Consider the following 24,277-nt stretch of genomic DNA (forward strand, 5'->3'; position numbering starts at 1 on the left):
GCCAGCGTTCGTCCTGAGCCAGGATCAAACTCTCAATTTAAAAGTTTACACTTTTTTAGTTGAAATAATTAATCTGCGACAACTGTTAAGTCGTTTAATCAACCGTTAGGTTGCTTCGCAAGCTCATTACATACTTTTTAGTCTTACGACTAAAATATTACTTTTACTAAAGTAATTAACTGGTTAAAATAAAATATTATTTCATTTCTTTACCTATTTTTCTGTTTAATTTTCAAAGACCGATAAAAACTATATATATTCGTCACTAAGTGACTACTTTTTAAAGTATATCAGCTAAGTTTATTCATGTCAATACTTTTTTATTTTTATATACTAAGATATATATAGACAATAAAAAGAAGCTAGTGTTAGCTTCTTTTTATTATACCATATATATTTTATTGTTTTTAAATCCCTAATATAGCAACCACTTTTTCCTTATCAAATCCAACCATTTCTTGCCCATTAATATCTATTACTGGTACTGATCTATATCCTTTTTTTATAAGTGCTTTTTTTGCTTCCAAATTTTCAGAAATATTATGCTCTGTATATTCAATGTTATTTTCTTCGAAAAATTCCTTAGCTAAATGACAAAATCCGCAACTATTACTTGTATAAATTTCAACTTTGTTCATGTATAATCTCCCCTTAAGTTTTATTATTTCCAATTTAATTGTATACAATTAAATCTAATTTCATATTATCATTTTTCTCAAGTTAAGTCAATATTATTAATTCAAATTTTAAAGAATTGTTTAACTAGTATTCCTCTAACTTACTAATTTATTAAAATATTTTCTTTATTTTATATTTACATATATTTTATATAATATTATGATAGTCTTAACACTATACGTTAGTGACAAAATACTTTATAATTATTTTGTAGTTTAAAGAGCTTAAGCATAAATATTAGGAGGTAGCAACTAATGATTAATTTATTGGAAATAATAAATAAAGCTAAAATTGAACATAACTTAAGTAAACTAGAAATCATTGATCTTTTAAAAAGTAATGATATGGACCAAGAATTGTTTAATGCGGCAGACGAAGTTCGAAAAAAATATGTGAGTGACGATGTTCATCTTCGTGGTCTTATTGAATTTACCAATATATGCAAGAATAACTGCCTTTATTGTGGACTAAGGCGAGATAATAAAAATTTAGTTAAATATAGATTAACACATGAACAAATTTTAGACTTTGCAACTAAGGCTAAATCTTTTGGTTATAAAACCATTGTACTTCAAGGTGGAGAAGATGATTACTATACCGTGGACAAAATCATCAAAATAATAAAAGATATCAAGGCTTTGGGTTTAGCTCTAACTTTAAGTCTAGGTGAAAAAACTTATGATGAGTATAAAGCCTTTAAAGATGCTGGTGCAGATAGATATCTTTTAAGAATTGAGACAACTGATAAGAAACTTTATGAAGATTTAGATCCTGGCATGAGTCACGAGTACAGACTTAATTGTTTAAAGAACCTAAAAAAATTAGGTTATGAAGTAGGAACAGGCGTTATGGTTGGTCTTCCAAATCAAACCATAGAATCATATGCGGATGACATATTATTTTTCAAAGAAATTAATGCTGACATGTTAGGAATAGGTCCTTTCATTCCTAATGAAGATACACCACTTGCAAGTTGCCATGGTCGCGAGCTAATTATGTCCCTTAAAGTTATGGCCATAACACGGTTGCTTCTGCCAGACATTAACATACCGGCAACAACTGCTATGGAATCCTTAAATAAAAATGGAAGGCTGATGGCACTTCAAAGTGGTGCTAACGTAGTTATGCCTAATGTTACAGAAGGTGAATACAGAAAATATTATGCATTATACCCTGGTAAAATTTGTACTGGAGATACTCCCTCTCATTGTAGGGGATGCATAACCGGTAAAATTAACAGTATTGGAAGAAACGTTTCAACTAATTATGGATTTCGCGGAAATAAAAACAACAAATGATTTTATAACATAAAAAAGAGCCCTATAGGCTCTTTTCTTAACGAAAAGTATGTTTTGCTTCTTTAATTGGTTTATTATTAACTGCTTCACCTTGTGCATCCTTAATTCCCGGTTTATTATGTTTCTTGTTTAGATCATGTTGTATATTCATTTTTGTAGCTTTATTTGGCATTAAAAACTCCCCCTTTCTAATATTAGATTAACCTAGAAGGCTAATTTTTATTCTACACTTCTGCTATTTTGAAATTACCCATATTACAGTATAAATTTCTGTACTATTTCATCTAACTTAGCTACAATCTTCTCAAAGTTATCAGCAGTATTTGATATATCCTCCATAGCACTCGTTTGCTCCTCCATAGATGCAGATATCTCCTGAGTTGAAGCTGCAGATTCTTCAGACACTGCAGACATTCCTTCTATAGATAACAATACCTTGTCTTTATTTTTATCTACCTTGTTAATATTAGAAACCAAAGTGTCTATTTGAGTAATCATATTAATAATAGATCTTTCTATGATATTAAATGATTTTTGTGATAAATCCATAGATAAATTTGCTTCTTTATTAATATTTACTCCCTTATTTATATTCGTTGTTACATTACTGATTTCTCCTTGAACTTCACCAATCATATTTGTAATTTCATTTGTGGCTTCTTCAGTCTTTTCTGCTAGTTTTCTTACTTCATCAGCTACTACTGCAAATCCTTTTCCAGCTTCACCAGCTCTAGCAGCTTCAATTGCAGCATTTAATGCCAAAAGATTTGTTTGTTCCGCTACCTCTTTTATAGTATTTATAATTTTTCCGATAGAGTCTGATTTATTTTGAAGTGTAGATATATTTTCTACGACTTCTTCATTTAAATTGCTACTTTCCTTAAATTTTTCAGTAAGTGATTTCATAGATCTAAGTCCCTCAGCATTAACTAACTTAGTTTCATTAGAATAATCTTTTAATAACACAGAACTATTTACAGCAGTGCTAATTTCGAGTGTAAGACTTGTAAGTTCATTTGCACCATTTTGCGCATCTTGCACTTGATTTGTAGCTCCTTTTGCTAATTCTTCAATTGCTACAGATACAGCTTCTATAGATTGAACAGTTTCGTTTGTAACCAGTGCCATAGTTTTTGAATACTGAAGAACCTCTATGGAATTTTCCTTCAAATCAACGATTATTTCTCTTAGTGCACTTCGTAGATCAATGACAGACCTTGCAATAATACCTGTTTCATCTTTATATTTTAAAATCATTTCAAGATTTTCATCATATGACAAATCAAGTTTCGCTGTCTTATCCACAAGCTTGCTTATCTTTAAAATAGGATTTGATATTTTCTTACTAAAATAAAAGGATATAAATATCGATAATCCGATAACAGCAATTGCTAAAATTATAAAATTAGTTACACTATTTATAAAAGCTTTGAGTAGAGTAGCCTTTTCATTCCCAACAAATTTGTCAATGTCATCAACATAGTTTCCTGTCCCTATAACCCAATTAAAGTCTTTAAAAGCCTTACTGTATCCTCTCTTTGGAGATGCAACTCCTTCCCCTTTTTTAGCAAACCAATAATCTGTATATCCACCGTTCTCCTTTAAACCATTTGCAATAATTTCTTTAATCATGCTTTTACCTTTTACATCCTTTAAATCATATCTGTTTTTACCTTCAGATACACCCCCAAGAAGCACAACATTGTCTCCATCAACTGTATCTACCCAAAAATAACCACCATCGCCATATTTCATCTCACGTATTAAATCTGCGCCAAGCTTTTTAGCTTCTATCAAACTTATTTTTCCGGATTGATATTTTTTATCAATGCCTCCTAGCATTGTTATGACATTTTCAACTTGATATTTAATTTTTTCATCATAATCTTTCCTAACTGTAATATCAATTGTCGATATAGTGTTTTTACTCAAGACTGACATTCTGTATGTTGCAAATCCTCCAATTAAAAGTGCAGTTAATAATACAACTGAAATATTTAGAGCTATTATCTTAGTGCTTATTTTTTTCAACATAAATCACTCCATTCTCTTTAAGATTTTATCCATAATTTTCTTAATGTTCTGTGAAAATAACGGTTACATTGTTATCGTATCTTTTTTATAAATCTTAATACATATTTTAATAAATAATAATTTTATAATTAGATTAATATAAAAACTCCCTTAGTCATTATTAATTTCTACAATATAAACGAAAAGAACTGCTCAAATTAAGCAGTTCTTTTCGTTTATATTGTGTTGTCATATTTTTATATATCGTTATGAAGCAACTGCATTATTTTGCGTAACTCTACTGCAGAAATTTGTCCCGGTGCTGAACTCTTCTTAGCAGCAGCAAATGTTAGTGCTGAACCAAATAACTCACCTGATAATCTACTAATAATCCCTTTTCCCGCCATTGATATTGATATAATGGGACCATTAGCATATTTTTCATTCATAATACGAGTTGCATCTAAAAGCGTAAGCACATCCGCGGCGCAAGTAGGCATTACTGCAATTTTAGGAATATCTCCACCTAATTCTTGGGCCTTACATAACCTTGATATAATTTCTTCTTTTCCTGGTGTTTTTTCAAAATCATGATTAGATATAATAACAAATACGCCATTCTTATGAGCTATATTTACTAATCCTAATACATCTTTCTCATCACTTAATAACTCAACATCTATAACTTCAACAAGTTTTGACGTGATAATTGCTTTATTTAAAGCGAAATAGAATTCTGTAGTAACTTCTTTCTGTCCACCCTCTTTAGCTGTGCGAAAAGTAAATATAATTGGTTTTTCACCTAGAACTGCTCTAATGCCTTGTAATGCTTGTTTTACCTTATCTATATTTGCAACGTCTTTAAAAAAATCTACACGCCATTCTAACACATCAAAATCAATATCTTTTAAACTTTCAGCTTCCTCTAAAAGTTCTGAAATAGTTTCTCCTACCATAGGAATACAAATTTTAGGTATCCCCTCACCAATTGTAACTTTTTTAAGCTTAACTATTTTTTTCATTTGAGCACCCTTATTATTTATTTTATTTTTTTATATAAATTAGTCTCTGATTTTTTTTCTATTAAATCTGCAAATTTAGGTACAATAGAAGTAAAATGTATTGATGCGTTATGACTCTTAATTATATCCTCATTTTCCCACTCTTCAATGAATGTAAATATATTATTATCATTAGTATCTTGATATAAAGTATAAGATACATTTCCTTTTTCTTTTCTGCTTTCATTAATAAGTTTTTCTGCTAAGTTTTTAAATTCCTCTGTTTTCCCCTGCTTTATTGAATTTTTTGCAACTATAGTAATCATATAATTTCTCCTTCTTATAATTTATTTAATAAACCTTTATATTACAAAATTATAATACTTGTCCCCTTTTTTTACCGTTTCTACAAAGATGCTATAACGTTATAAACTCCATGGTCATTATTACTTTCTGCAATAAATTTCGCATGTTTTTTCACATCTTCAGGTGCATTTTTCATTGCATAACTGTAATGAGCAGCTTTAAACATAGCCAAATCATTATAATAATCACCAAAAACCATTGTGTTTTTTTGATCTATTTCAAATTTTTCTTGAAGTATTTTTATAGCGCTTCCTTTGCTTATACCTTTATTCATTATATCTATCCACTTATCCCCAGATACAACAAATTCAAGTTTCTCATGCAATTTTTCTTTTAGAAGATTTACTATGGATAGATTTACTCCGCCGGCCATATAATAAGTAATCTTATATATGGGACTTTTTAATTTACTAAATGATTCTAGTTTTACAACAGGAACATCAACCGCTGTAAGTTCATTAAAAATAACTTCTGATGGATTTACTATAAAGGCCTCATTTTCTCCAGCTAAAAAGACTTCTTCTCCGAGCTTTGGGTTTAGATTTATTACGTGTTCTATTTCTTCTTTAGCAATATTATTTGAATATATGGTCTTTCCTTTGTTATTATACTTAACAAGAGCCCCATTATGAGCAATAAATATCATATCTGTATTTACCTTTTTAAAATTTACGCTTAGTTGTGAATAAAATCTACCACTTGCTGCTGCAAATTTTATATCCTTCTTGTTTAAATCACGTATCAAATCAAATATTTTTTCATCTATATTCCCTTTATCATTTAATAATGTACCATCCATATCAGTTGCAATGAGTTTTATGATAAGTATTTCCCTCCCTTATAATGTTAAACAAGCACATTTAAGAACAAATTTTATTTACTAGTAAAAATGAGCTATAAATGAATTAATATCCATTTATTGCCCATAAATTTGTTTCAATTTCATTAAAATATACTTAAATTATACCATTACTTTGCATATATTGTTTGTAAATTCTACTGGATCACTAATTGGTAATCCCTCAATTAGTAGAGCCTGATTATACAATATATTAGTATATAAATCTAATTTATCTTTGTCAGTGTCAAAGCAACCTTTAAGTACTTTAAACATATCATTATTTATATTTATTTCAAGCACCTTGTCTGCTTTAACATTTTCATTGTTAGGCATAGAATTTAATGTTTTTTCCATTTCTATTGTGAGTTCACCATCGTTTGATAAACACACTGGGTAATTTTTAAGTCTTTTTGATGCACGAACATCCTTAACCTTACCAGACAAAGTAGTTTTCATATATTCGAACAGCTCTTTATTTTCCTTATCATCAGCAATAGATGGTTTTTCCTTTTCTTCAACATCTATTCCTAAATCACCACTTGATACAGATTTAAATTCTTTTTCTTTGTATTTAGATATCATTTTAACAGCAAATTCGTCTACCTCATCCGTGAAGTATAAAATTTCGAACCCTTTATCTGATACCATTTCTATTTGTGGTAATTTCTCAATCCTATCGTTCGTTTCACCTGAAGCATAATAGATATATTTTTGGTCTTCTGGCATTCTAGAAACATACTCATCTAAAGTAACGTTCTTTTTCTCCTTTGATGAATAAAACAGTAACAAATCTTGCAAAGTGTCTTTATTACTACCATAATCGGAGTAAATACCGTACTTTAATTGTCTTCCAAATGATTTGTAAAATATTTCATATTTTTCTCTTTCATTTTTAAGTAAAGTATCTAACTCACTTTTTATTTTACTTTTAATGTTTTTAGCTATTAATTGAAGTTGTCTATCATGTTGTAATACTTCTCTTGATATGTTAAGTGATAAGTCCTCTGAATCTACTATTCCTTTTACAAAACTAAAATAGTCAGGTAATAAGTCTGCACACTTGTTCATAATTAAGACACCGTTTGAGTAAAGCTCTAAGCCTTTTTCATATTCTTTTGTGTAGAAATCATATGGTGTTTTTTCTGGAATATATAAAATAGAATTATAACTTATAACGCCATCCACACTTATATGAATGTGCTTTAATGGTTTATCAAAACCATAATGTTTTTCAGAATAAAAATTATTATAATCTTCATCAGTTAATTCGCTTTTATTCTTTCTCCATAAAGGAACCATACTGTTTACAGTCTTTTCCTCAACGAAATCCTCGTATTCTGTTTCACTACCTTCTTTAAGTTTTGAATTACTTACATTCATTTTAATTGGGTACCTAATGAAATCTGAATATTTCTTTATGATAGATTTCAATCCATTTTCATCAAGAAATTCATCAAAATTATCATCTTCTGTGTTCTCTTTTATTTTAAGTGTAATTTCTGTACCAACAGAATTTTTATCGCAAGGTTCTATAGTATACCCATCTGCACCTGTAGATTCCCACTTATAAGCTTTATCGCTACCAAATGCTTTACTTATAACAGTAATATTATCAGCTACCATAAATGCAGAATAAAATCCTACACCAAATTGTCCAATTATATCATAACCATCTTTTATTTCATTTTCTTTTTTAAATGCTAAAGATCCACTTTTAGCTATAACACCTAAATTATCAGTTAGCTCTTTTTCGGTCATTCCAATCCCAGTGTCAGAAATTTTTACTATTCTATTTTCTTTTTCACTCGCTATAGTAATGTAGTATTTATCTTTCTCAAAAGTTAATGTATCATCCGCTAATGTCTTATAATAAATTTTATCAATAGCATCACTAGCATTAGAGACAAGTTCTCTTAAAAATATATCTCTATGAGTATATATTGAGTTTACCATCATATCTAGGATTCTCTTAGATTCTGTTTTAAATTGCTTTTTTTCCATTTAAAATTTCCCCTTTCGTACCAAATCTTTTTAATTTTATATTTTGTTAGCACTCTATGCTTCTGAGTGCTAAGGATAGTTCTAAAATACACCTTTTTTTATGATTTGTCAATGTTTCACTCTACTATTTCTATTATTTAAAGAGTTAAATCTAATACCAACATAATTTTACTCTGCTGGTATTAGTAAGTCTTTCTGAACTATATGATTAATTAACCACTCATTTAAAAAAGTTAATATTTTCATTATAGCTTCATCTTGATTATCATCAATCTCACTTAAATTAACCTCATTTATTTTTTTGATGAAAAATGCATGGTCTATTTTTTGTGTAAATAATCTTTTATAATTTATGCTAATCATATACTCTTCTTCCGCATTAAAATGATATATTGTATATGCTTTTAATTCTTCAATTACCGCTACTATTTTATCATATTTATCTGTATCATATTTATCTATTAATAATTGGTAAGCTCTTTCCCCTATTTCAAACAATTTTTCATGCTCTACATTTATTTTAGGAATTTTTGTCATATATTTTTCCTTCATCTCAAACATTAATTAATTTCCCCCTCAAATTTGATATTACAACTTGTCTTTCACACTAAAATTAAATTCATATATCTATATTACTTTGTTTTAATTTATTTTACAAGAATAATTTCCCTAATATTCTATTTATATACCATTGTTTTTTTATTCTACATTACCTCATTAAAGCATATTACTTTTTTTCTACTTCACCTTTCAAAAAAGCTCTTCTCCTACGGTACTCAATAATAGGCATATCTCTTTGAATAAGATTTTCATTTTATTTCCCATATAATTATTAGATTGATACTTTTTGTTTTCAAATAATTATTATCAATTAAATAATATCATATTTTATTAACTTAATAAAGACATTTTAATTTAATTAAATTATAAAGTATTAGTTGACAAGCGTTAATTAACACTGTATTATGTTAAATAATATCAATGAGCAGAAATAGTAGATAAGGGAATTTAGTTTAAGCGAACCTGGATTAGTGAAAGCTGGGTACTGTAGCCGTTATTGAATGGGTCTGTGAGATGTGATGCGAACTAGTAGTAGCATTAACCGGAGTGTCTACCGTTACATGGACAGGGCAATCGAGAAATCTGTGCCTGACAAAGATAATTATTTAGGTGGTATAACGAAATTTTGCATTTCGTCCTTTAGTGGGATGAAGTGTTTTTATTTTTTTATAACTAAATAACTAATATGGGTGGCACCGCGGTCACTTCGTCCCATTATACGGATGAAGTGTTTTTTATTGTACAAAAAAATAAAGGGGTGGTTATAATATGGTTAATTTAACTCAGAAAGAATTTGAAGATAAAAAATCTTTAAACGTAATTTTTCCAATGTTTATTAAAATTAATGGTGATGAACTTACACCAGTAAATATTTACTACAAACTAAAAGGTAAATATAAATTTTTACTAGAAAGCGCTTCATCCTCAAAAGAGGAATCAAGGTATTCCTTTCTTGGCAGTAGTCCCTATATGATATTAAGCAGCTACGGTAAAAATATAACGATAACAAAAGAAAATGAAGTTAAAAATAAAACAGGTAAGATATTAGATTTTGCAGAGGGTCACTTACTTAAGCAATACGATAGGAATGATTTAGAACTGCCTTTCATTGGAGGTGCAATCGGATATATTGGTTATGATGTAGTACGACAATATGAGAATTTACCCGATAATAATCCAGACGAATTAAATTTACCAGAGACATGTTTACTTTTTTATAAAGAATTTATATGTTTTGATCATTTTAAAAATACATTAATGTTAATTCATAATGTGTTTCCAGAGGAAGATGAAGATTACGATACTGTTTTAAATAAGCTAAATACTATGAAATCAATGGTAAGTTGCGAGAACGTACATCATAAATTAATTGAAAATTCACAAAATAAAGAATTAATTTCTAATTATAAAAAAGAGGATTTTTGTAAACTTGTTGATAAAGCAAAAAATTATATAACATCAGGTGATATTTTTCAAGTAGTCTTATCTCAAAGATTTAAGGTTGAAAATAGCATGGATCCCTTTGAAGTATATAGGAAACTACGCCGTAGCAACCCGTCACCTTATATGTTTTATATAGATTTCGAAGATTTTAAGTTAGCTGGTGCATCACCTGAGAGTTTAGTTAAAGTTAAAGGTAACGTGGTAATGACTAATCCTATTGCCGGCTCAAGGCCAAGGGGTAAAACCGCAAAAGAAGATGAGTTATTAAAAGAAGAATTGTTAAATGATGAGAAAGAACTTGCAGAACATTTAATGCTAGTTGATCTTGGTAGAAATGATATAGGGAAAATAAGTGAATTTGGATCTGTAAAGCTAGATAAATTTATGGAGGTCGAAGCCTTCTCTCACATAATGCACATATGTTCAAAGGTTTCAGGCACTTTAAAAAATGAATTAAATTGCTTTGATGCTCTTAAATCTTGTTTACCTGTAGGAACAGTCTCCGGGGCCCCTAAGATAAGAGCAATGGAAATTATTGATGAACTAGAGAATACAAGACGTGGTATATATTCAGGCGCCATTGGTTATTTTTCATATGGTGGTGACATGGATACTTGCATAGCCATAAGAACAATAGTATTTAAGGATGATTTTGCTTATGTTCAAGGTGGTGCAGGAATAGTTTATGACTCTGTGCCAGAGACAGAATACACCGAAACCTTAAATAAAACTATGGCTTTAATGGAGGTATTGTAATGATTCTAATAATTGATAATTACGATTCCTTTACTTATAATTTATATCAATATGTAGGAGAATTGTATAAAGACGTAAAAGTTTTAAGAAATGACGAATTTACCATAGAAGAATTAAAAAAGCTACCGCTAGAAGGCATTATTATTTCTCCTGGACCAGGAAGACCAGAAAATGCAGGTTTAAGTGTTGAAGTAATAAGAGCTTTTGAAGGCACTATACCTATTATGGGCATATGTTTAGGACATCAAGCTATAGGTTATGCCTATGGATCAAAAGTTATAAAGGCACCGGAAATAATGCATGGGAAAACATCTATTATTAGCCATAATAGAAAAGAATTGTTTAATGGTTTAAAAGACAATCTAAAAATAATGAGATATCATTCTTTAATTGTTGAGAAATCTACCTTGTCAAAAGATTTAGAAATTACTGCCCAAACAAAAGATGGATTAATAATGGCAATAATGCATAATAATTTCCAGACATATGGGCTTCAGTTTCATCCCGAATCTATATTTAGTGAAGGAGGAAAAGAAATAATTAAAAATTTCGTGGAGGTGATTTGTAATGTTAAAGATGATGTTAAGTAAAATTATACAAAATCAAAATTTAACGCAGAAAGAAGCTTATGATTTTATGAATGGGATAATGAAGGGAGAAGTAACTCAGGCTCAAATAGGAGGATTCCTTGTTGGTTTAAGGATGAAAGGTGAGACAATTGATGAAATTACAGGTTGTGCAAAAGCTATGAGGGATAACGCAAAACATGTAAATCTAATTAGCAATTATGCTATTGACACCTGTGGCACTGGTGGTGACGGAGGTAAAACTTTTAATATATCTACTGCCAGCGCTATAATAACATCTGCTGGAGGAGTAAAAGTTGCTAAACATGGTAATCGTGCAGTCTCTAGTCAAAGTGGAAGTGCAGATGTACTTACCGAGCTTGGGATCAATATAAATATAGACCCAAGTCTTGCTGCAAACTTAATTGAGGAAAAAGGTATGGCTTTTCTATTTGCTCAAAACTACCACTCAGCTATGAAAAATGCAGCATCACCAAGGCGTGAAATAGGAACTAGAACTATTTTTAATATCTTAGGACCATTAACAAATCCAGCTTTTGTCCGTGGACAGACCCTTGGTATTTTCAGTAAAGACCTAACGAACCCAGTTGCCAAGGTTTTAAGAAATCTTGGATCAGAGAGAGCTCTTGTAGTTCATGGCGAGGATGGACTTGATGAAATAACCACTACAGGTTTTACTTATGTCAGTGAATTAAAAAATGGAATTGTAACTGATTATAAAATATACCCAGAAGATCTTGGTATTAAAAGAACAATCCTTAAGAATATTGTTGGAGGAAGCGCTAAGGATAATGCAGCTATTATTTTCAATGTTTTAAAAGGAGAAAAGGGTCCTCAAAGAGATATTGTAGTAATAAACACAGCTGCAGCTTTATATATTGGCAAAAAGTGTGAAACTATAAAAGAAGGAGTATTACTCGCTAAAGAATTAATTGACTCAGGTAAAGCCCTAAAGAAGCTTGAGGAGCTTAGATTATCATGAATATATTAGATGAAATAGTTAAAAACAAAATACTTCAAATTGAGAATGAAAAAATTCAAAAACCATTAGAAAGTTTAACTAATATAGAGCACAGAGTAATAAGAAATTTTGGAAAAGCACTTAGTAAAAATGGCCTATCTATTATAGCTGAAGTTAAAAAAGCTTCTCCATCCAAGGGCCTTATTGATCCAAATTTTGATCCTATTAAAACAGCTTTAAACTATGAAAAATATGGTGTTGACGCTATCTCCGTTCTTACTGAGAAAAAGTATTTCTTAGGAGATGATAAAAATATAGGATTGGTTAAAAAAAATACATCTATGCCCATATTAAGGAAAGATTTTATTATAGATAAATATCAAATATATCAATCTATTGCTCTTGGTGCTGATGCTATTTTATTAATCGCTGCTGTTCTTAAGGATAAACTTAAATCTTATTTTGAACTTGCAACCTCTTTAGGTCTTCATTGTTTGGTAGAGGTCCATAATAGCTTTGAAATAGAACTTGCCCTTGAATGTGGCTCAAAAATAATAGGTATAAACAATAGGGATCTAAGTAATTTCCATGTTGATATTCACACTACTGAGAAACTAATGAAGTATATACCAAATGATAAAATTGTAGTGTCTGAGAGCGGAATAAGTTCAATAGGTGATGTTTTGTATTTAAAATCAATCGGAGCAAGCGCAGTACTTATCGGGGAGTCCTTTATGAGAAGCCCTGATAGTGTTGAAACCTTCCTTAATGCCTGCCATGACTAAAATTAAAATTTGCGGAATTAGAAGACCTTGCGACATAGAGTATCTTAATGATTTGCTACCAGAATATGTTGGATTTGTTTTTGCTAAAAGCAAACGTCAAGTAGACTGCGAGCATGCATGTAAATTAATCGAAAATTTGAGTGAAGGCATTCAAAAAGTTGGCGTTTTTGTTGATGAAGATCCATCGGTTGTGATATATATTGCAGAAAAATTGCATCTTGATGTTCTCCAGTTTCATGGTCACGAAAACCAAGAATATATAAATAAGTTTAAAGGATATGAAATTTGGAAAGCACTTAAAATTAATAATCTTGAAAGTATTTCCGAAATAAGCAACTATAAATGTGCAAAATTTCTTTTAGATAATAGTACTTCCGGTTCCGGAGAAAGCTTTAATTGGAACCTTGCTTATAAAAAAGTTGATGGGAACACCATTATGCTCGCTGGTGGATTAACTAGTGAAAATGTTAAGCAAGGGATTACAACATTAAACCCTTATGGGGTTGATGTATCAAGCGGAGTAGAAACAGATGGATTTAAAGATTATGAAAAAATAAAAGAGTTTATTAAGAAAGTGAGGAATTTATAATGAAAGGTAGATTTGGAGAATACGGTGGTCAATATGCCCCCGAAACAGTAATGAATGCAATTATAATACTAGAGGAAGAATATGAAAAAGCTAAAGTGGATCCTGAGTTCATAGCTAAATACAAATATTATCTTAAGAACTATGCTGGTCGTGAAACTCCATTATATTATGCAGAGCATCTCACAAAAAAGTTGGGTGGAGCAAAAATATATTTAAAGAGAGAAGATTTAAATCATACAGGAGCTCATAAAATTAATAATGCACTAGGACAGATACTACTTGCAATAAGAATGGGAAAGAAACGAATAATAGCCGAAACCGGAGCAGGCCAACATGGGGTTGCAACAGCTACTGTAGCTGCAATGTTTGGACTTGAGTGTGAAGTATTCATGGGCGAGGAAGATATACAAAGACAATCTCTAAATGTATTTAAAATGAAGATGTTAGGAGCTAAGGTAACTCCTGTTACTACTGGCACAGGCACCTTAAAAGATGCTGTTAATGAGGCTATGAAAAATTGGGTCAGTAATGTGGAAGATACTTTTTATGTTATAGGATCTACCATGGGATTACATCCATATCCAACAATGGTTCGTGACTTCCAAAGGGTTATTGGAGATGAAGCTAGAAGGCAGATATTAGATTCCGAGGATAGATTACCTGATTATATAATAGCATGCGTTGGTGGAGGGAGTAATGCTATGGGCATATTCTACCCTTTCATCGAAGATAAAGATGTAAAACTTATTGGAGTTGAAGCAGCTGGCAAAGGGCTAAATACAGATCAACATGCCGCAACTATCACTAAGGGTACTGTAGGTATAATCCACGGAATGAAAACATATGTACTTCAAGATGAGGACGGTCAAATAATGCCTGTTTATTCAATATCCGCAGGTCTTGATTATCCTGGAATAGGACCTGAACATGCTCATCTTCATGATATACATCGTGCTCAATATTTTAGTGCTACAGATGACGAGGCCGTAAATGCATTTATGGAACTTACAAAAATTGAAGGAATAATTCCTGCTATAGAAAGTTCTCATGCAGTTGCCTATGCAATGAAACTAGCACCAACACTTCCAAAAGATAAAATAATTATTATTAATCTTTCAGGACGTGGCGACAAAGATATAAATACAATTGCGCAAATTATGGGGGTAAAGTTATGAATAGAATAGTTGAGAAATTTAATTATCTTAAATCAAAAAACGAAAAAGCATTTATACCTTTTATAACTGGTGGAGATCCAGATTTAGATACCACCTTAGAATTAGTTCTAACTCTTGAAAAAGCTGGTGCTGATATAATAGAGATTGGTGTTCCCTATTCCGATCCTATGGCAGATGGGCCAGTAATACAGGCCTCCTCTACAAGATCATTAGCTAATGGTACTAAAATAAAATCTATTATGGATAAAGTTTGTCAAATAAGAGAAAAAACACAAATTCCACTAGTATATTTACTTTATTATAATTCAATATTTAAATATGGTGATATTGAGTTTTTTAAAAAATGCAAGGAAGTTGGCATTGATGGATTGATAATTCCAGATCTTCCACTTGAAGAAAGGGCCGAAGTAATAAAAATCGCAGATAAATATGATGTATGCATAATACCTATGGTTGCTCCAACATCGAAATCAAGAATAAAAGCTATAACTAATCTTGGAAAAGGTTTTGTATATTGTGTCTCCGTAAACGGGGTTACAGGAACAAGGCAAAAACTTAATACAGATATTAAGGAGTATATGGATTTAGTTTCTGCGTATACGGATATGCCTAAAGGACTTGGTTTTGGAATATCAAATGCTGAAATGGCAAAAGCATACGCCCCTTATTGTGAAGCCATTATTGTTGGAAGTGCAATAATTAAATTGGTTGCTGAGGGTGGTTCGCGAAAGGAAATATTAAAAAGAGTATACGATTTTGCACTAGGTATAAAAAATGCAATAAATTAAACAAGATGTAATTCATATTCAGCCGGTTCGCTAGCCTTCCTTCCAGGAAGTCTAACGAGAATTTTATATTGGCAAAATAAGAATTTCTAAATCAAATTACAATGTTCCTGCACTTCTTATTTCAAGTCACTATAGAGAAAATTTATACTATTATGCATCTAATAATATCTGAATACTAAAAAGCTGTTGAATCTCAACAGCTTTTTAGTTTGATTTATTAAATTAATGATTCTTTAGCTATGGAAATTATTGTATTCACTATAATAATGACTACACACTTTTGTTATAGATTTGTATAATACTATTTACTACATCGTTTATTTCCCTAATATTCATTACCTCATAATCGCAATATTTTTTATAAAGTGGTCCTCTCTCCTCAAACAATTTAGATATTCTACCTGGATCCTTTGCAAGTAAGGGGCGCCCCTCAATATTTATATCAGATATTATATTTTCAATTGGACGATTGATGTAAATAATGATGCCATTTCTCTTAAGATTTAATATATTTTCATATCTTTTAATTACTCCACCACCAGTTGAAATAACTACATGATTTTTTTTCGATAAGTCCCTAACTGCAATAGATTCTATATCTCTAAATACTTCTTCACCATTTTTAAATATTTCAGTAATGGAACGGCTTGTACTAGATTCAATAAAAACATCTACATCTATGAAGTCCATCTCTATTTTCTCTGCAAGTATTTCTCCAATTTCACTTTTACCACAACCGGGCATTCCAATCAGAACTATATTTTTCATATTCTAATTCTCTACTCCTCTACCTAATTCTTCATAAATTTCATCAATTGTTTCCTTTGGAATTTTAATATTATTCCATATTTCCTGAGCACAAGTTGCCTGACCAACAAGCATATAAAGACCATTAACTGCTTTTAAACCCGCCTCTTTCGCATACTTTAGAAATAGAGTTTCTTTAGGATTGTAGATCATATCCACGGCACTTGTAAATTTACCAATATATTTTTTTTCAATAGGTGAATTGTTTAGGTTAGGGTACATTCCAAGTGGTGTACAGTTTATCGCAATGCTCGGCTCTTTAATTTCCTGAATTTCATCATAAGAAATCACTCTGCAAGAGTTAAAGCTACTATTTTCCTTAAGCTTTGATACATTTCTTGTCACTACAGTAATTTCACTGATTCCATTATTTAAAAGGTAATTCACCATAGCAACTGCTACCCCGCCATTACCAAATATCGTTGCTTTTTTATTTTCCACTTGTATATCATTTTTATTAAATAACATTCCAATTCCAAAGTAATCTGTATTATACCCAATAGTTTTACCATTTTCAAACTTTATGGTGTTTACAGCTCCGATTGCTTTTGCCTCTGCACTAACCTCATCAAGGAATTCCATAATTTTAATTTTATAAGGAATGGTTACATTAATACCTCTTGGTTTAATAACCTTAAACCCTTCCATAACCGCTTTAAGATCTTTTTTTTCTACTTCAAACAAATGATAATAACCCTTCATTCCTAATTTATTAAAGATTTTTGAATGTATTTGCGGAGAAACACTATGTGATAGTTTTTCTCCAAGTAGACCATATAACTCTGACATAACTTCCCCTCATTTCTTTAATAGCAATTATTAAATATTGATTATATCACTTCTATAATTACCCAATATCTTAAAATAACGACTATTCTTTTTTATTAGTTCAATTGTATTTATACTTTTATTTTCGTTAATATTTCCCTGGAAATCAATGTAAAAAAAGTATTCCCATGGTTTATCTTTAATTGGTCTAGATTCAATTTTCATAAGATTTATATCATTTTCTGCAAAATGCTTTAAGACATGATACAGCGAACCTGCCTTGTGGGTAGTTGATAAAACTAAACTTGTTTTATTGCTTTTCGTATTTGACTCCATCTCTTTGCCAATGACAACAAATCTAGTCATATTTGTTGCATTTGAATTTACATTTTTTTGTAGTATTTCAAGGTTATATATCTCTGCTGCTTTAGTGCTAGCTATCGCAGCTAGAGTTTTATCGTTTTTATTTTTAACTAATTCTGCACTTTTAGCAGTACTCTTATAAGGAACCAATTTCCACTGTTTATATCCTTTTAAAAATTCCATGCTTTGCTCAAGTCCTTGCGGATGGGAATAAACCTCTTTAATATTATCTAATGTTGAACCTTTAATTCCCATTAAATTCTGACTTATTTTCAGATATTTTTCTCCTGTTATATAAAAATCATATTTATTAAGAAGGTCATAAACCTCAGATATTGCACCAGTTGAAGAATTCTCTATAGGAATAACCCCATAATTTATTTTTCCATATTTAAGATCTAAAAATATATCTTCAAACTCACTTATTTCTTTTGTGTCCACCTTTTCTCCAAAATACTCTTTTAATGCCTGTTCGCTAAATGAACCTGTAACACCATAAAAACCAACAGTCAAATTCTTATCAGCAGGTAAAACTTGACTTTTATTTAAAGTTTTATCTTGAAACCCTCTACTTATTTCCATAACTGATTTAAAAAACTCTTCTACCTCTGAGTATAAATCCTTATTTTTAACAATGTCTAAATTTTTCTTTATAACTGCTTCTTCACGTCCTTGATTTAAAATGGCAATATCATTTGCCTTCTTATACTCAGCTACCTTTAAAACTGTTTCCATACGCTTTTCAAATAATGATACAAGACTAGCGTCAATTTCATCAATTTTATTTCTTAAATCATCTAAATTATCCATTAGAACACCTTCCTCCTATATAAAATCTAAAATACTCATTGCTGCGCAAGCTTCAATTACTGGCAGTGCTCTTAAAACTATACAAGGATCATGTCTACCTATAACCGATATTTCTGAATTTTCACCAGTTGCCATATCAATAGTATTTTGAGTTTTTGCAATTGAAGGTGTAGGTTTCATTGCAACTCTAAAAATCACAGGCATTCCATTAGATATTCCCCCATTTATTCCACCATTGTTGTTTGTTTTAGTAAGTACCTTTTCTTTATATATATAAGGAACATCATTAGCCTTGCTTCCTCTGATTTTTGTTATTTCAAATCCCATTCCAAATTCCACACCCTTTACTGCAGGTACAGAAAATAACAATTGTGCTAAATTACTTTCTAGCGAATCAAAGAATGGTTCTCCTAATCCGCAAGGCAGATTTAATATAGAGCCTTCGATTATCCCTCCAACTGAATCAGTCTCTTCCTTAGCTTTTAATATAATATTCTTCATTTCTTTCCCTTTTAAATCATCAAGCACAGGAAAATCTTTTCTTAGAACATCTGCTAACGTCTGTATTTTTAAATTAACACCATCAAAATAGTTGTCAAACACATTCCCAATACTTAAAATATGACTTCCTATTACAATTCCCTTATCAAAAAGTATTTGTTTTGCGACCGCCCCTGCAAAAACAAGTGGCGCTGTAATTCTTCCTGAGAAATGACCTCCACCTCTGTAATCATTAAAACCTGAATACTTAACTTTTCCGGTGAAATCTGCATGACCTGGCCTTGCTAAATTTTTTAACTTGTCATAATCTTTTGAATTTTGATTTTCGTTAAAAATAACGCCACAAAGAGGTGTCCCTGTGGTATAACCATTAAAATATCCACTTAATATTTCAACTTTGTCTCCTTCTTTTCTTTTAGTTGAAAATTCATCACGTCCTGGTGCCCTTCTTTGCATTTCACCATTTATAAAATCCATATCAAGCTTAATGCCTGGTGGTAATCCATCAATAGTTATTCCTATTCCTCTACCATGAGATTCTCCAAATATAGAATACTTAACTTTTTTACCCCATTGTCCGCTCATTAACTTTCCCTCCTAGGCTCTTAAAATCTTCATAAAAATCTGGATATGATTTTTTTACGGCTCCGCTATCTTCAATTGTAAGCTCCTCGCTGCATCTAATTGAAGCAATTGCCATGGCCATAGCTATTCTATGATCATTCCAACTACTTACAACCCCGCCGCAAAGATTTGGCTTACCATGAATTATCAGTGAATCCTCTTTTTCTATAATTTCTGCACCAATTTTATTTAGCTCTGTTGCCATAGCCTTTAATCTATCCGATTCCTTTATTCTAACTCTACCTGCATTAATAATCTCCGTTGTTCCCTCACTTAATGCAGCAAGAACAGCAACTATTGGTACAAGGTCAGGACATTGAGATGCATCAACAATAGTCCCTTTTAAATTTGATTTTGATGCCTTTAAAATACCATCTTTAATAGTAATATTTCCGCCCATCTTTTTAATTATATCTACAATTACTTTATCTCCTTGAAGAGATTCCATATTTAAATCCATACACTGCACTTCTCCGCCTAATACACCCGCAGCAAGATAAAACGCTGCTTGAGAAAAATCACCTTCAACTCTGTAATCTCTCTTTTTGTATTGTTGATTACCCTTTATCTTGAATTCTCTATAATTATTATTTTCTATTTTTACACCAAATTTAGAAAGTACATCTAAAGTTAGATCTATATATCCAATAGATTCCATTTTAGTAGTAATCTTAATTATTGAATCCCCGTGTAATAAAGGAAGCGAATAAATAAGTCCAGTAATAAACTGAGAACTTACATCCCCTCTAAGTTCGAAAACACCAGGTTCAAGGCTCCCTTCTACCGTTAAGGGCAGATTACCGTTATTTGTAGTGTAATTTATGTTCTGCTTATCAAAAATATCATAATATGGTTTAAGTGTTCTTTGTACTAGTTTAGACTTACCATTAAATACTATTTTTTCTCCAGTCAGCATCGCTATAGGAATTAAGAACCTTAAAGTTGATCCGCTTTCATTACATTGTAGTTCATTATTTAGATTTTCACTAAGTTTAAAGGTCGGCTTACCTTTTCCACATACTTTAATGTTACTTGGTAATTTTTTAATATCAACTCCAAGTTTCTCCATTATTTCGCAAGTGGCTATTATATCCTCAGACATACTAATATTATCAATAGAACATTCTCCATTACTTAATCCTGCTGCTATAACTGCTCTATGAGATAATGATTTTGACGGTGGAATTTTCACTTTTCCATTTAAATAAGAAGGTTTAATTATAACTGATTTCATTTTTCAGCACCCCAATTCAATATAATAAATCATTTTATGATTTTATGAAGATAATTCTCTATCTTAGTTTTATCAATTTTTTCAATAAAGCTATTTCCGATGGATTCTATTAATATTAAATTCATGGCTCCCCCAATATTTTTCTTATCATGACTAATAGTTTCAATTATAGCTTGAGTTCTTATTTCAGGCAACTCCCATGGCAGATTATACTTAATTAAAATATCTTTTATAGCAATAGAGGACCCTATCTTAGTTAATCCTAGTTCTTCTGAGAGTTTAGTTATAGAATACATCCCCATTGCTACTGCCTCTCCATGTGAATACTTCGTAAAATTAAAGAACTGCTCAATTGCGTGCCCAATGGTATGACCATAATTTAATAACATTCTTTCTCCTGTATCCTTCTCATCTAATTCAACAATATTTGATTTAATAGAGCAACAAGTATATATAATTTTATCTATTTCTCTCAAAAGGGCTTCTTTATTTTCATATTTCATTAAGGTATTAAATAACTCACTATCTTTGATAGCCCCATATTTTATAACTTCACCCATACCATCATTTAAATACTTATCATTAAGTGTTCTAAGAAGTAATGGATCGATAAAAACTGCCTTAGGCATATAAAAACTTCCCACTAGATTCTTACCACGCGGCAAATCTACTGCCACCTTCCCTCCTACACTACTATCCACCTGTGCAAGTAGTGTGGTTGGAATTTGTATAAGGGAAATACCTCTTAAGAAAGTTGAGGCTGCAAAACCAGCCATATCACCAACCACTCCACCACCTAATGCAATAATAATATCTCCTCTATTTATTTTAAAATCTAAGAGTTTATCATACACCTCAAGCAGAGTTTTAAATGACTTGCTTTCTTCTCCTGCTTTTACCACAATTTTAAAAGTTTCAAAACCTGACTCCTTTAATGAGTTAATGGTCTTTTGCCCATAAAACTCGTTAACATTATCATCTGTTACAATAGCAATTCTTTTTCCTTCATATATCTTCTTAATTTCTACTCCAATTTCACCTAACAATCCATTTTTAATATATATTGGATAACTTCCGCTGGAAGCCTTAACTTCTATATTAAACATCTTTAACAATCTCCTCTCTTTTCTTTGTTGCATCTTCAAACCTTTTTTTAAGAAAAACATCATCATTATTTATTATTGCGGTTTTTATTTCTTTTATGTTTTTTTCAAAATCTTCAATCTTACTAATTATATTTTCCTTATTATATAAGAGTAATTCAGGCCATAATTCACCATTTATAGTAGCAACTCTAGTCGTGTCCCTAAAGCTTCCTCCAATGAACTTAGATGTCCCTTTAATTAAACTATTACAATCGATTAAAGAAACAGCTATAATATGTGGTAACTGACTCGTATAAGAAATTATATCATCATGCTCTTTCGGGGTAAGATACACTACTCTTTTGCAACCCATACCCTTAGCAATAGTCCCTACTAAATTTATATTTTCTTCTTTGTTTCCATTAATCGGGGTTATAATGTAATTTGCATTTTTAAACATATCCTTTGATGCAGCCTTAAGCCCTGATTCTTCTTTTCCTGCCATAGGATGTCCACCTATAAAATCTAAATCTTTCCTAAGTACAGGCATAATTTCATGTATTAAATTGCTCTTAATTCCAGCAGTATCAGTAATAACTGCATCACTTTTAAATAAATCCATATTGCTTTTTACAAAATTTATAGTCTTTTGAGGATAAACTGCAAGTATAACAATATCTGAATTACTAAGTGGTATTTCTGGACTTAAATATCCCTTATCAATGATATTCATTTCCTCCGCCACTCTTAGCGTTTCTTTATCAATGTCAATAGCCCAAATGTTTTTAGGATTTAATTTTCTTAGTGCCATGGCAAAGGAACCCCCTATAAGTCCTAAGCCTACAATTGTAATATTAAAGTCAGTACAATCCAAATTTACCACCTCTTAAACTATTTTGTTTTGTGTTTTTGCAATTACTCTTATAGAGTCCATAAGAGCTTCGAATTTTTCAGGCTTTAAAGATTGAGGGCCATCACTAAGTGCATTAGCAGGATCATAGTGTACTTCAATTTCAAGACCATCTGCACCAACTGCTATGGCAGCTTTTGCAAGCGGCTCTACTAACCACCATTTTCCAGCAGCATGACTTGGGTCTACTATAACTGGTAAATGACTAAGTTTCTTAAGTACAGGAATTGCGCTTAAATCTAAAGTATTTCTTGTAAAAGTTTCAAATGTTCTAATTCCTCTTTCGCATAAAACTACTTTTTCATTTCCCTCAGACATTATGTACTCAGCAGACATAAGTAGCTCTTCAATAGTTGCGCTCATACCTCTTTTTAATAAAACAGTTTTATTGCATCTTCCTACTTCCTTTAAAAGATCGAAATTTTGCATATTCCTAGCACCAATTTGTAGAACATCAGCATATTGAGATATTTTATCAACAAGTTCAACACTCATAACTTCGGTTACTATTGGGAGTCCTGTTATTTTTTTAGCCTCTAATAATATTTTTAGTCCTTCTTCTTCCATTCCTTGAAAACTGTATGGTGAAGTTCTTGGTTTGTAAGCCCCTCCTCTTAGGAAATTAGCTCCTGCTCTTTTTACATCTTTTGCAATATGTATTAATTGCTCTTCGCTCTCAACAGCGCAAGGCCCAGCTATTATCGCTAGTTCTTTTCCACCAATTGTTAGCTCATCTACCTTTATTATTGAATCATCTGGATGAAATAGTCTGTTACCTCTTTTGTAAGGTGCCTGAACTCTCATAACCTTATCAACACACTCTACTGCTTCAATTTGACTTTCGTTTATTGTAGTTGTATCTCCAACGAGCCCTAAAACACAATGACTTTCTCCCTTAGAAACATGAACCATGAAACCTAATTCCTCTAATTTTTTCTTCATAGCCAAAATTTGATTCTCTTTTGCATTTGCTTTCATTACGATTACCATATAAAACTCCTCCTAAAATATTACTTTAAACTTAGCTTAAAAAATATACTTAACTTATAATTTGTTATAAAGAATTATAAAAAAAAGGAAGCCCCCTTATAATGGGACCTCCTTTTTAAAAAGAAGGAACCCCTATAATGAGTCTTCCTTGCGTACAGACTTAGTTTTTTCTATAATTCAGCATAGGCCGGTATTATAGTTTTATTTCTAAACTCATTATTTAAAGAAATCTTATATATTTTTTTGCACAAAAAGTAACCAATGCTAAAATAACGATAGCCCCAGCTAAAATAAAAATATACTTTTTTAGTGATTTCTTTAATAATGATATTTTTCATAATA

The 24,277-nt window shown here is 30.9% G+C and carries 25 protein-coding genes and 1 other annotated feature; of the genes, 8 read left to right on the forward strand and 17 right to left on the reverse strand.

Annotated elements, in window-relative coordinates:
• Positions 1-407: 407 nt before the first annotated feature.
• Entirely contained in the window at positions 408-638 is a 231-nt protein-coding gene (locus KPL54_RS23275; protein WP_216108885.1) for a glutaredoxin family protein, read from the reverse strand.
• Positions 639-932: 294 nt separating this feature from the next.
• Between KPL54_RS23275 and hydE the strand changes: the two genes are divergently transcribed.
• The gene (gene hydE / locus KPL54_RS23280) at positions 933-1,976 is read left to right on the forward strand and encodes a [FeFe] hydrogenase H-cluster radical SAM maturase HydE (protein WP_216108886.1); all 1,044 of its coding nucleotides are present in this window, start codon (positions 933-935) and stop codon (positions 1,974-1,976) included.
• 37 nt (positions 1,977-2,013) lie between these two features.
• Here hydE and KPL54_RS26650 read toward each other — a convergent pair whose 3' ends face one another.
• From KPL54_RS26650 to KPL54_RS23310, 7 genes are all read right to left on the reverse strand, one after another.
• Complete coding sequence (locus KPL54_RS26650; protein ID WP_257786571.1) at positions 2,014-2,148, reverse strand: hypothetical protein; 135 nt, start codon at positions 2,146-2,148, stop codon at positions 2,014-2,016.
• An 83-nt stretch (positions 2,149-2,231) separates the two neighbouring features.
• Complete coding sequence (locus tag KPL54_RS23285) at positions 2,232-4,010, reverse strand: methyl-accepting chemotaxis protein (RefSeq protein WP_216108887.1); 1,779 nt, start codon at positions 4,008-4,010, stop codon at positions 2,232-2,234.
• A 236-nt stretch (positions 4,011-4,246) separates the two neighbouring features.
• Positions 4,247-5,011 (reverse strand): type I 3-dehydroquinate dehydratase, encoded by a 765-nt coding sequence (aroD, locus tag KPL54_RS23290; protein WP_216108888.1) that lies wholly within the window; start codon positions 5,009-5,011, stop codon positions 4,247-4,249.
• Between the two features lie 17 nt (positions 5,012-5,028).
• Positions 5,029-5,316, reverse strand: a complete 288-nt coding sequence (locus KPL54_RS23295; protein WP_216108889.1) for a putative quinol monooxygenase — start codon at positions 5,314-5,316, stop codon at positions 5,029-5,031.
• An 80-nt stretch (positions 5,317-5,396) separates the two neighbouring features.
• A complete protein-coding gene (locus tag KPL54_RS23300) occupies positions 5,397-6,179 on the reverse strand; it encodes a Cof-type HAD-IIB family hydrolase (RefSeq protein WP_216108929.1) in 783 nt (260 codons plus the stop codon).
• 138 nt (positions 6,180-6,317) lie between these two features.
• The gene (gene htpG / locus KPL54_RS23305) at positions 6,318-8,198 is read right to left on the reverse strand and encodes a molecular chaperone HtpG (protein WP_216108890.1); all 1,881 of its coding nucleotides are present in this window, start codon (positions 8,196-8,198) and stop codon (positions 6,318-6,320) included.
• A 168-nt stretch (positions 8,199-8,366) separates the two neighbouring features.
• Complete coding sequence (locus tag KPL54_RS23310) at positions 8,367-8,759, reverse strand: bacteriohemerythrin (RefSeq protein ID WP_216108891.1); 393 nt, start codon at positions 8,757-8,759, stop codon at positions 8,367-8,369.
• 411 nt (positions 8,760-9,170) lie between these two features.
• Positions 9,171-9,476, forward strand: a binding site (T-box leader).
• Positions 9,477-9,527: 51 nt separating this feature from the next.
• Here KPL54_RS23310 and trpE point away from each other — a divergent pair.
• The 7 genes from trpE to trpA are packed head-to-tail and all read left to right on the forward strand — an operon-like array spanning position 9,528 to position 15,843.
• Positions 9,528-10,958, forward strand: coding sequence for an anthranilate synthase component I (gene trpE / locus KPL54_RS23315; RefSeq protein ID WP_216108892.1), 1,431 nt, complete (start codon positions 9,528-9,530; stop codon positions 10,956-10,958).
• Positions 10,958-11,548 carry an anthranilate synthase component II gene (locus KPL54_RS23320; protein ID WP_216108893.1) on the forward strand — a complete coding sequence of 197 codons (591 nt, stop codon included), beginning with the start codon at positions 10,958-10,960 and terminating at the stop codon, positions 11,546-11,548. Before trpE ends, KPL54_RS23320 begins: the two co-directional genes overlap by 1 nt.
• Positions 11,526-12,527, forward strand: a complete 1,002-nt coding sequence (gene trpD, locus KPL54_RS23325) for an anthranilate phosphoribosyltransferase (RefSeq protein WP_216108894.1) — start codon at positions 11,526-11,528, stop codon at positions 12,525-12,527. The genes KPL54_RS23320 and trpD overlap by 23 nt, the downstream gene beginning before the upstream one ends.
• Positions 12,524-13,291: an indole-3-glycerol phosphate synthase TrpC gene (trpC, locus tag KPL54_RS23330; RefSeq protein WP_216108895.1), complete on the forward strand. Its 768-nt coding sequence runs from the start codon at positions 12,524-12,526 to the stop codon at positions 13,289-13,291. The genes trpD and trpC overlap by 4 nt, the downstream gene beginning before the upstream one ends.
• Positions 13,284-13,880: a phosphoribosylanthranilate isomerase gene (locus KPL54_RS23335; RefSeq protein WP_216108930.1), complete on the forward strand. Its 597-nt coding sequence runs from the start codon at positions 13,284-13,286 to the stop codon at positions 13,878-13,880. The genes trpC and KPL54_RS23335 overlap by 8 nt, the downstream gene beginning before the upstream one ends.
• Positions 13,880-15,055, forward strand: a complete 1,176-nt coding sequence (trpB, locus tag KPL54_RS23340) for a tryptophan synthase subunit beta (RefSeq protein ID WP_216108896.1) — start codon at positions 13,880-13,882, stop codon at positions 15,053-15,055. The genes KPL54_RS23335 and trpB overlap by 1 nt, the downstream gene beginning before the upstream one ends.
• Positions 15,052-15,843 carry a tryptophan synthase subunit alpha gene (gene trpA / locus KPL54_RS23345; RefSeq protein ID WP_216108897.1) on the forward strand — a complete coding sequence of 264 codons (792 nt, stop codon included), beginning with the start codon at positions 15,052-15,054 and terminating at the stop codon, positions 15,841-15,843. The genes trpB and trpA overlap by 4 nt, the downstream gene beginning before the upstream one ends.
• Positions 15,844-16,113: 270 nt before the next feature.
• Here the strand turns inward: trpA and KPL54_RS23350 are convergent, their stop codons facing one another.
• From KPL54_RS23350 to KPL54_RS23390, 9 genes are all read right to left on the reverse strand, one after another.
• The gene (locus KPL54_RS23350) at positions 16,114-16,611 is read right to left on the reverse strand and encodes a shikimate kinase (RefSeq protein ID WP_216108898.1); all 498 of its coding nucleotides are present in this window, start codon (positions 16,609-16,611) and stop codon (positions 16,114-16,116) included.
• A 3-nt stretch (positions 16,612-16,614) separates the two neighbouring features.
• Positions 16,615-17,439 (reverse strand): shikimate dehydrogenase, encoded by an 825-nt coding sequence (aroE, locus tag KPL54_RS23355; RefSeq protein ID WP_216108899.1) that lies wholly within the window; start codon positions 17,437-17,439, stop codon positions 16,615-16,617.
• A 30-nt stretch (positions 17,440-17,469) separates the two neighbouring features.
• Positions 17,470-18,591, reverse strand: a complete 1,122-nt coding sequence (pheA, locus tag KPL54_RS23360) for a prephenate dehydratase (RefSeq protein WP_216108900.1) — start codon at positions 18,589-18,591, stop codon at positions 17,470-17,472.
• Between the two features lie 15 nt (positions 18,592-18,606).
• The gene (aroC, locus tag KPL54_RS23365) at positions 18,607-19,677 is read right to left on the reverse strand and encodes a chorismate synthase (RefSeq protein ID WP_216108901.1); all 1,071 of its coding nucleotides are present in this window, start codon (positions 19,675-19,677) and stop codon (positions 18,607-18,609) included.
• Complete coding sequence (gene aroA, locus KPL54_RS23370) at positions 19,658-20,950, reverse strand: 3-phosphoshikimate 1-carboxyvinyltransferase (RefSeq protein ID WP_216108902.1); 1,293 nt, start codon at positions 20,948-20,950, stop codon at positions 19,658-19,660. Before aroA ends, aroC begins: the two co-directional genes overlap by 20 nt.
• 29 nt (positions 20,951-20,979) lie before the next feature.
• Complete coding sequence (gene aroB, locus KPL54_RS23375; protein ID WP_216108903.1) at positions 20,980-22,056, reverse strand: 3-dehydroquinate synthase; 1,077 nt, start codon at positions 22,054-22,056, stop codon at positions 20,980-20,982.
• Positions 22,049-22,909, reverse strand: a complete 861-nt coding sequence (locus KPL54_RS23380) for a prephenate dehydrogenase (protein ID WP_216108904.1) — start codon at positions 22,907-22,909, stop codon at positions 22,049-22,051. Before KPL54_RS23380 ends, aroB begins: the two co-directional genes overlap by 8 nt.
• A 12-nt stretch (positions 22,910-22,921) precedes the next feature.
• Positions 22,922-23,935, reverse strand: coding sequence for a 3-deoxy-7-phosphoheptulonate synthase (gene aroF, locus KPL54_RS23385; protein WP_216108905.1), 1,014 nt, complete (start codon positions 23,933-23,935; stop codon positions 22,922-22,924).
• 170 nt (positions 23,936-24,105) lie between these two features.
• Positions 24,106-24,273: a hypothetical protein gene (locus KPL54_RS23390; RefSeq protein ID WP_162855523.1), complete on the reverse strand. Its 168-nt coding sequence runs from the start codon at positions 24,271-24,273 to the stop codon at positions 24,106-24,108.
• Between the last annotated feature and the right edge of the window lie 4 nt (positions 24,274-24,277).

The organism is Clostridium estertheticum, assembly GCF_018861295.1.
GTDB lineage: Bacteria > Bacillota > Clostridia > Clostridiales > Clostridiaceae > Clostridium_AD > Clostridium_AD estertheticum_D.

Excerpts from the sequence above, each read along its gene's own strand:
- KPL54_RS23310 (WP_216108891.1), bottom strand. The coding sequence starts at position 8,759 with ATGTTTGAGATGAAGGAAAAATATATGACAAAAATTCCTAAAATAAAT.
- hydE (WP_216108886.1), top strand. The coding sequence starts at position 933 with ATGATTAATTTATTGGAAATAATAAATAAAGCTAAAATTGAACATAAC.
- aroA (WP_216108902.1), bottom strand. The coding sequence starts at position 20,950 with ATGAAATCAGTTATAATTAAACCTTCTTATTTAAATGGAAAAGTGAAA.
- KPL54_RS23320 (WP_216108893.1), top strand. The coding sequence starts at position 10,958 with ATGATTCTAATAATTGATAATTACGATTCCTTTACTTATAATTTATAT.
- trpA (WP_216108897.1), top strand. The coding sequence starts at position 15,052 with ATGAATAGAATAGTTGAGAAATTTAATTATCTTAAATCAAAAAACGAA.
- aroB (WP_216108903.1), bottom strand. The coding sequence starts at position 22,056 with ATGTTTAATATAGAAGTTAAGGCTTCCAGCGGAAGTTATCCAATATAT.
- aroC (WP_216108901.1), bottom strand. The coding sequence starts at position 19,677 with ATGAGCGGACAATGGGGTAAAAAAGTTAAGTATTCTATATTTGGAGAA.
- KPL54_RS23275 (WP_216108885.1), bottom strand. The coding sequence starts at position 638 with ATGAACAAAGTTGAAATTTATACAAGTAATAGTTGCGGATTTTGTCAT.
- trpD (WP_216108894.1), top strand. The coding sequence starts at position 11,526 with ATGTTAAAGATGATGTTAAGTAAAATTATACAAAATCAAAATTTAACG.
- KPL54_RS23285 (WP_216108887.1), bottom strand. The coding sequence starts at position 4,010 with ATGTTGAAAAAAATAAGCACTAAGATAATAGCTCTAAATATTTCAGTT.
- pheA (WP_216108900.1), bottom strand. The coding sequence starts at position 18,591 with ATGGATAATTTAGATGATTTAAGAAATAAAATTGATGAAATTGACGCT.
- KPL54_RS23350 (WP_216108898.1), bottom strand. The coding sequence starts at position 16,611 with ATGAAAAATATAGTTCTGATTGGAATGCCCGGTTGTGGTAAAAGTGAA.
- trpE (WP_216108892.1), top strand. The coding sequence starts at position 9,528 with ATGGTTAATTTAACTCAGAAAGAATTTGAAGATAAAAAATCTTTAAAC.
- KPL54_RS23295 (WP_216108889.1), bottom strand. The coding sequence starts at position 5,316 with ATGATTACTATAGTTGCAAAAAATTCAATAAAGCAGGGGAAAACAGAG.
- KPL54_RS23390 (WP_162855523.1), bottom strand. The coding sequence starts at position 24,273 with ATGAAAAATATCATTATTAAAGAAATCACTAAAAAAGTATATTTTTAT.
- aroE (WP_216108899.1), bottom strand. The coding sequence starts at position 17,439 with ATGTCAGAGTTATATGGTCTACTTGGAGAAAAACTATCACATAGTGTT.
- trpB (WP_216108896.1), top strand. The coding sequence starts at position 13,880 with ATGAAAGGTAGATTTGGAGAATACGGTGGTCAATATGCCCCCGAAACA.
- KPL54_RS23335 (WP_216108930.1), top strand. The coding sequence starts at position 13,284 with ATGACTAAAATTAAAATTTGCGGAATTAGAAGACCTTGCGACATAGAG.
- trpC (WP_216108895.1), top strand. The coding sequence starts at position 12,524 with ATGAATATATTAGATGAAATAGTTAAAAACAAAATACTTCAAATTGAG.
- htpG (WP_216108890.1), bottom strand. The coding sequence starts at position 8,198 with ATGGAAAAAAAGCAATTTAAAACAGAATCTAAGAGAATCCTAGATATG.
- aroD (WP_216108888.1), bottom strand. The coding sequence starts at position 5,011 with ATGAAAAAAATAGTTAAGCTTAAAAAAGTTACAATTGGTGAGGGGATA.
- aroF (WP_216108905.1), bottom strand. The coding sequence starts at position 23,935 with ATGGTAATCGTAATGAAAGCAAATGCAAAAGAGAATCAAATTTTGGCT.
- KPL54_RS26650 (WP_257786571.1), bottom strand. The coding sequence starts at position 2,148 with ATGCCAAATAAAGCTACAAAAATGAATATACAACATGATCTAAACAAG.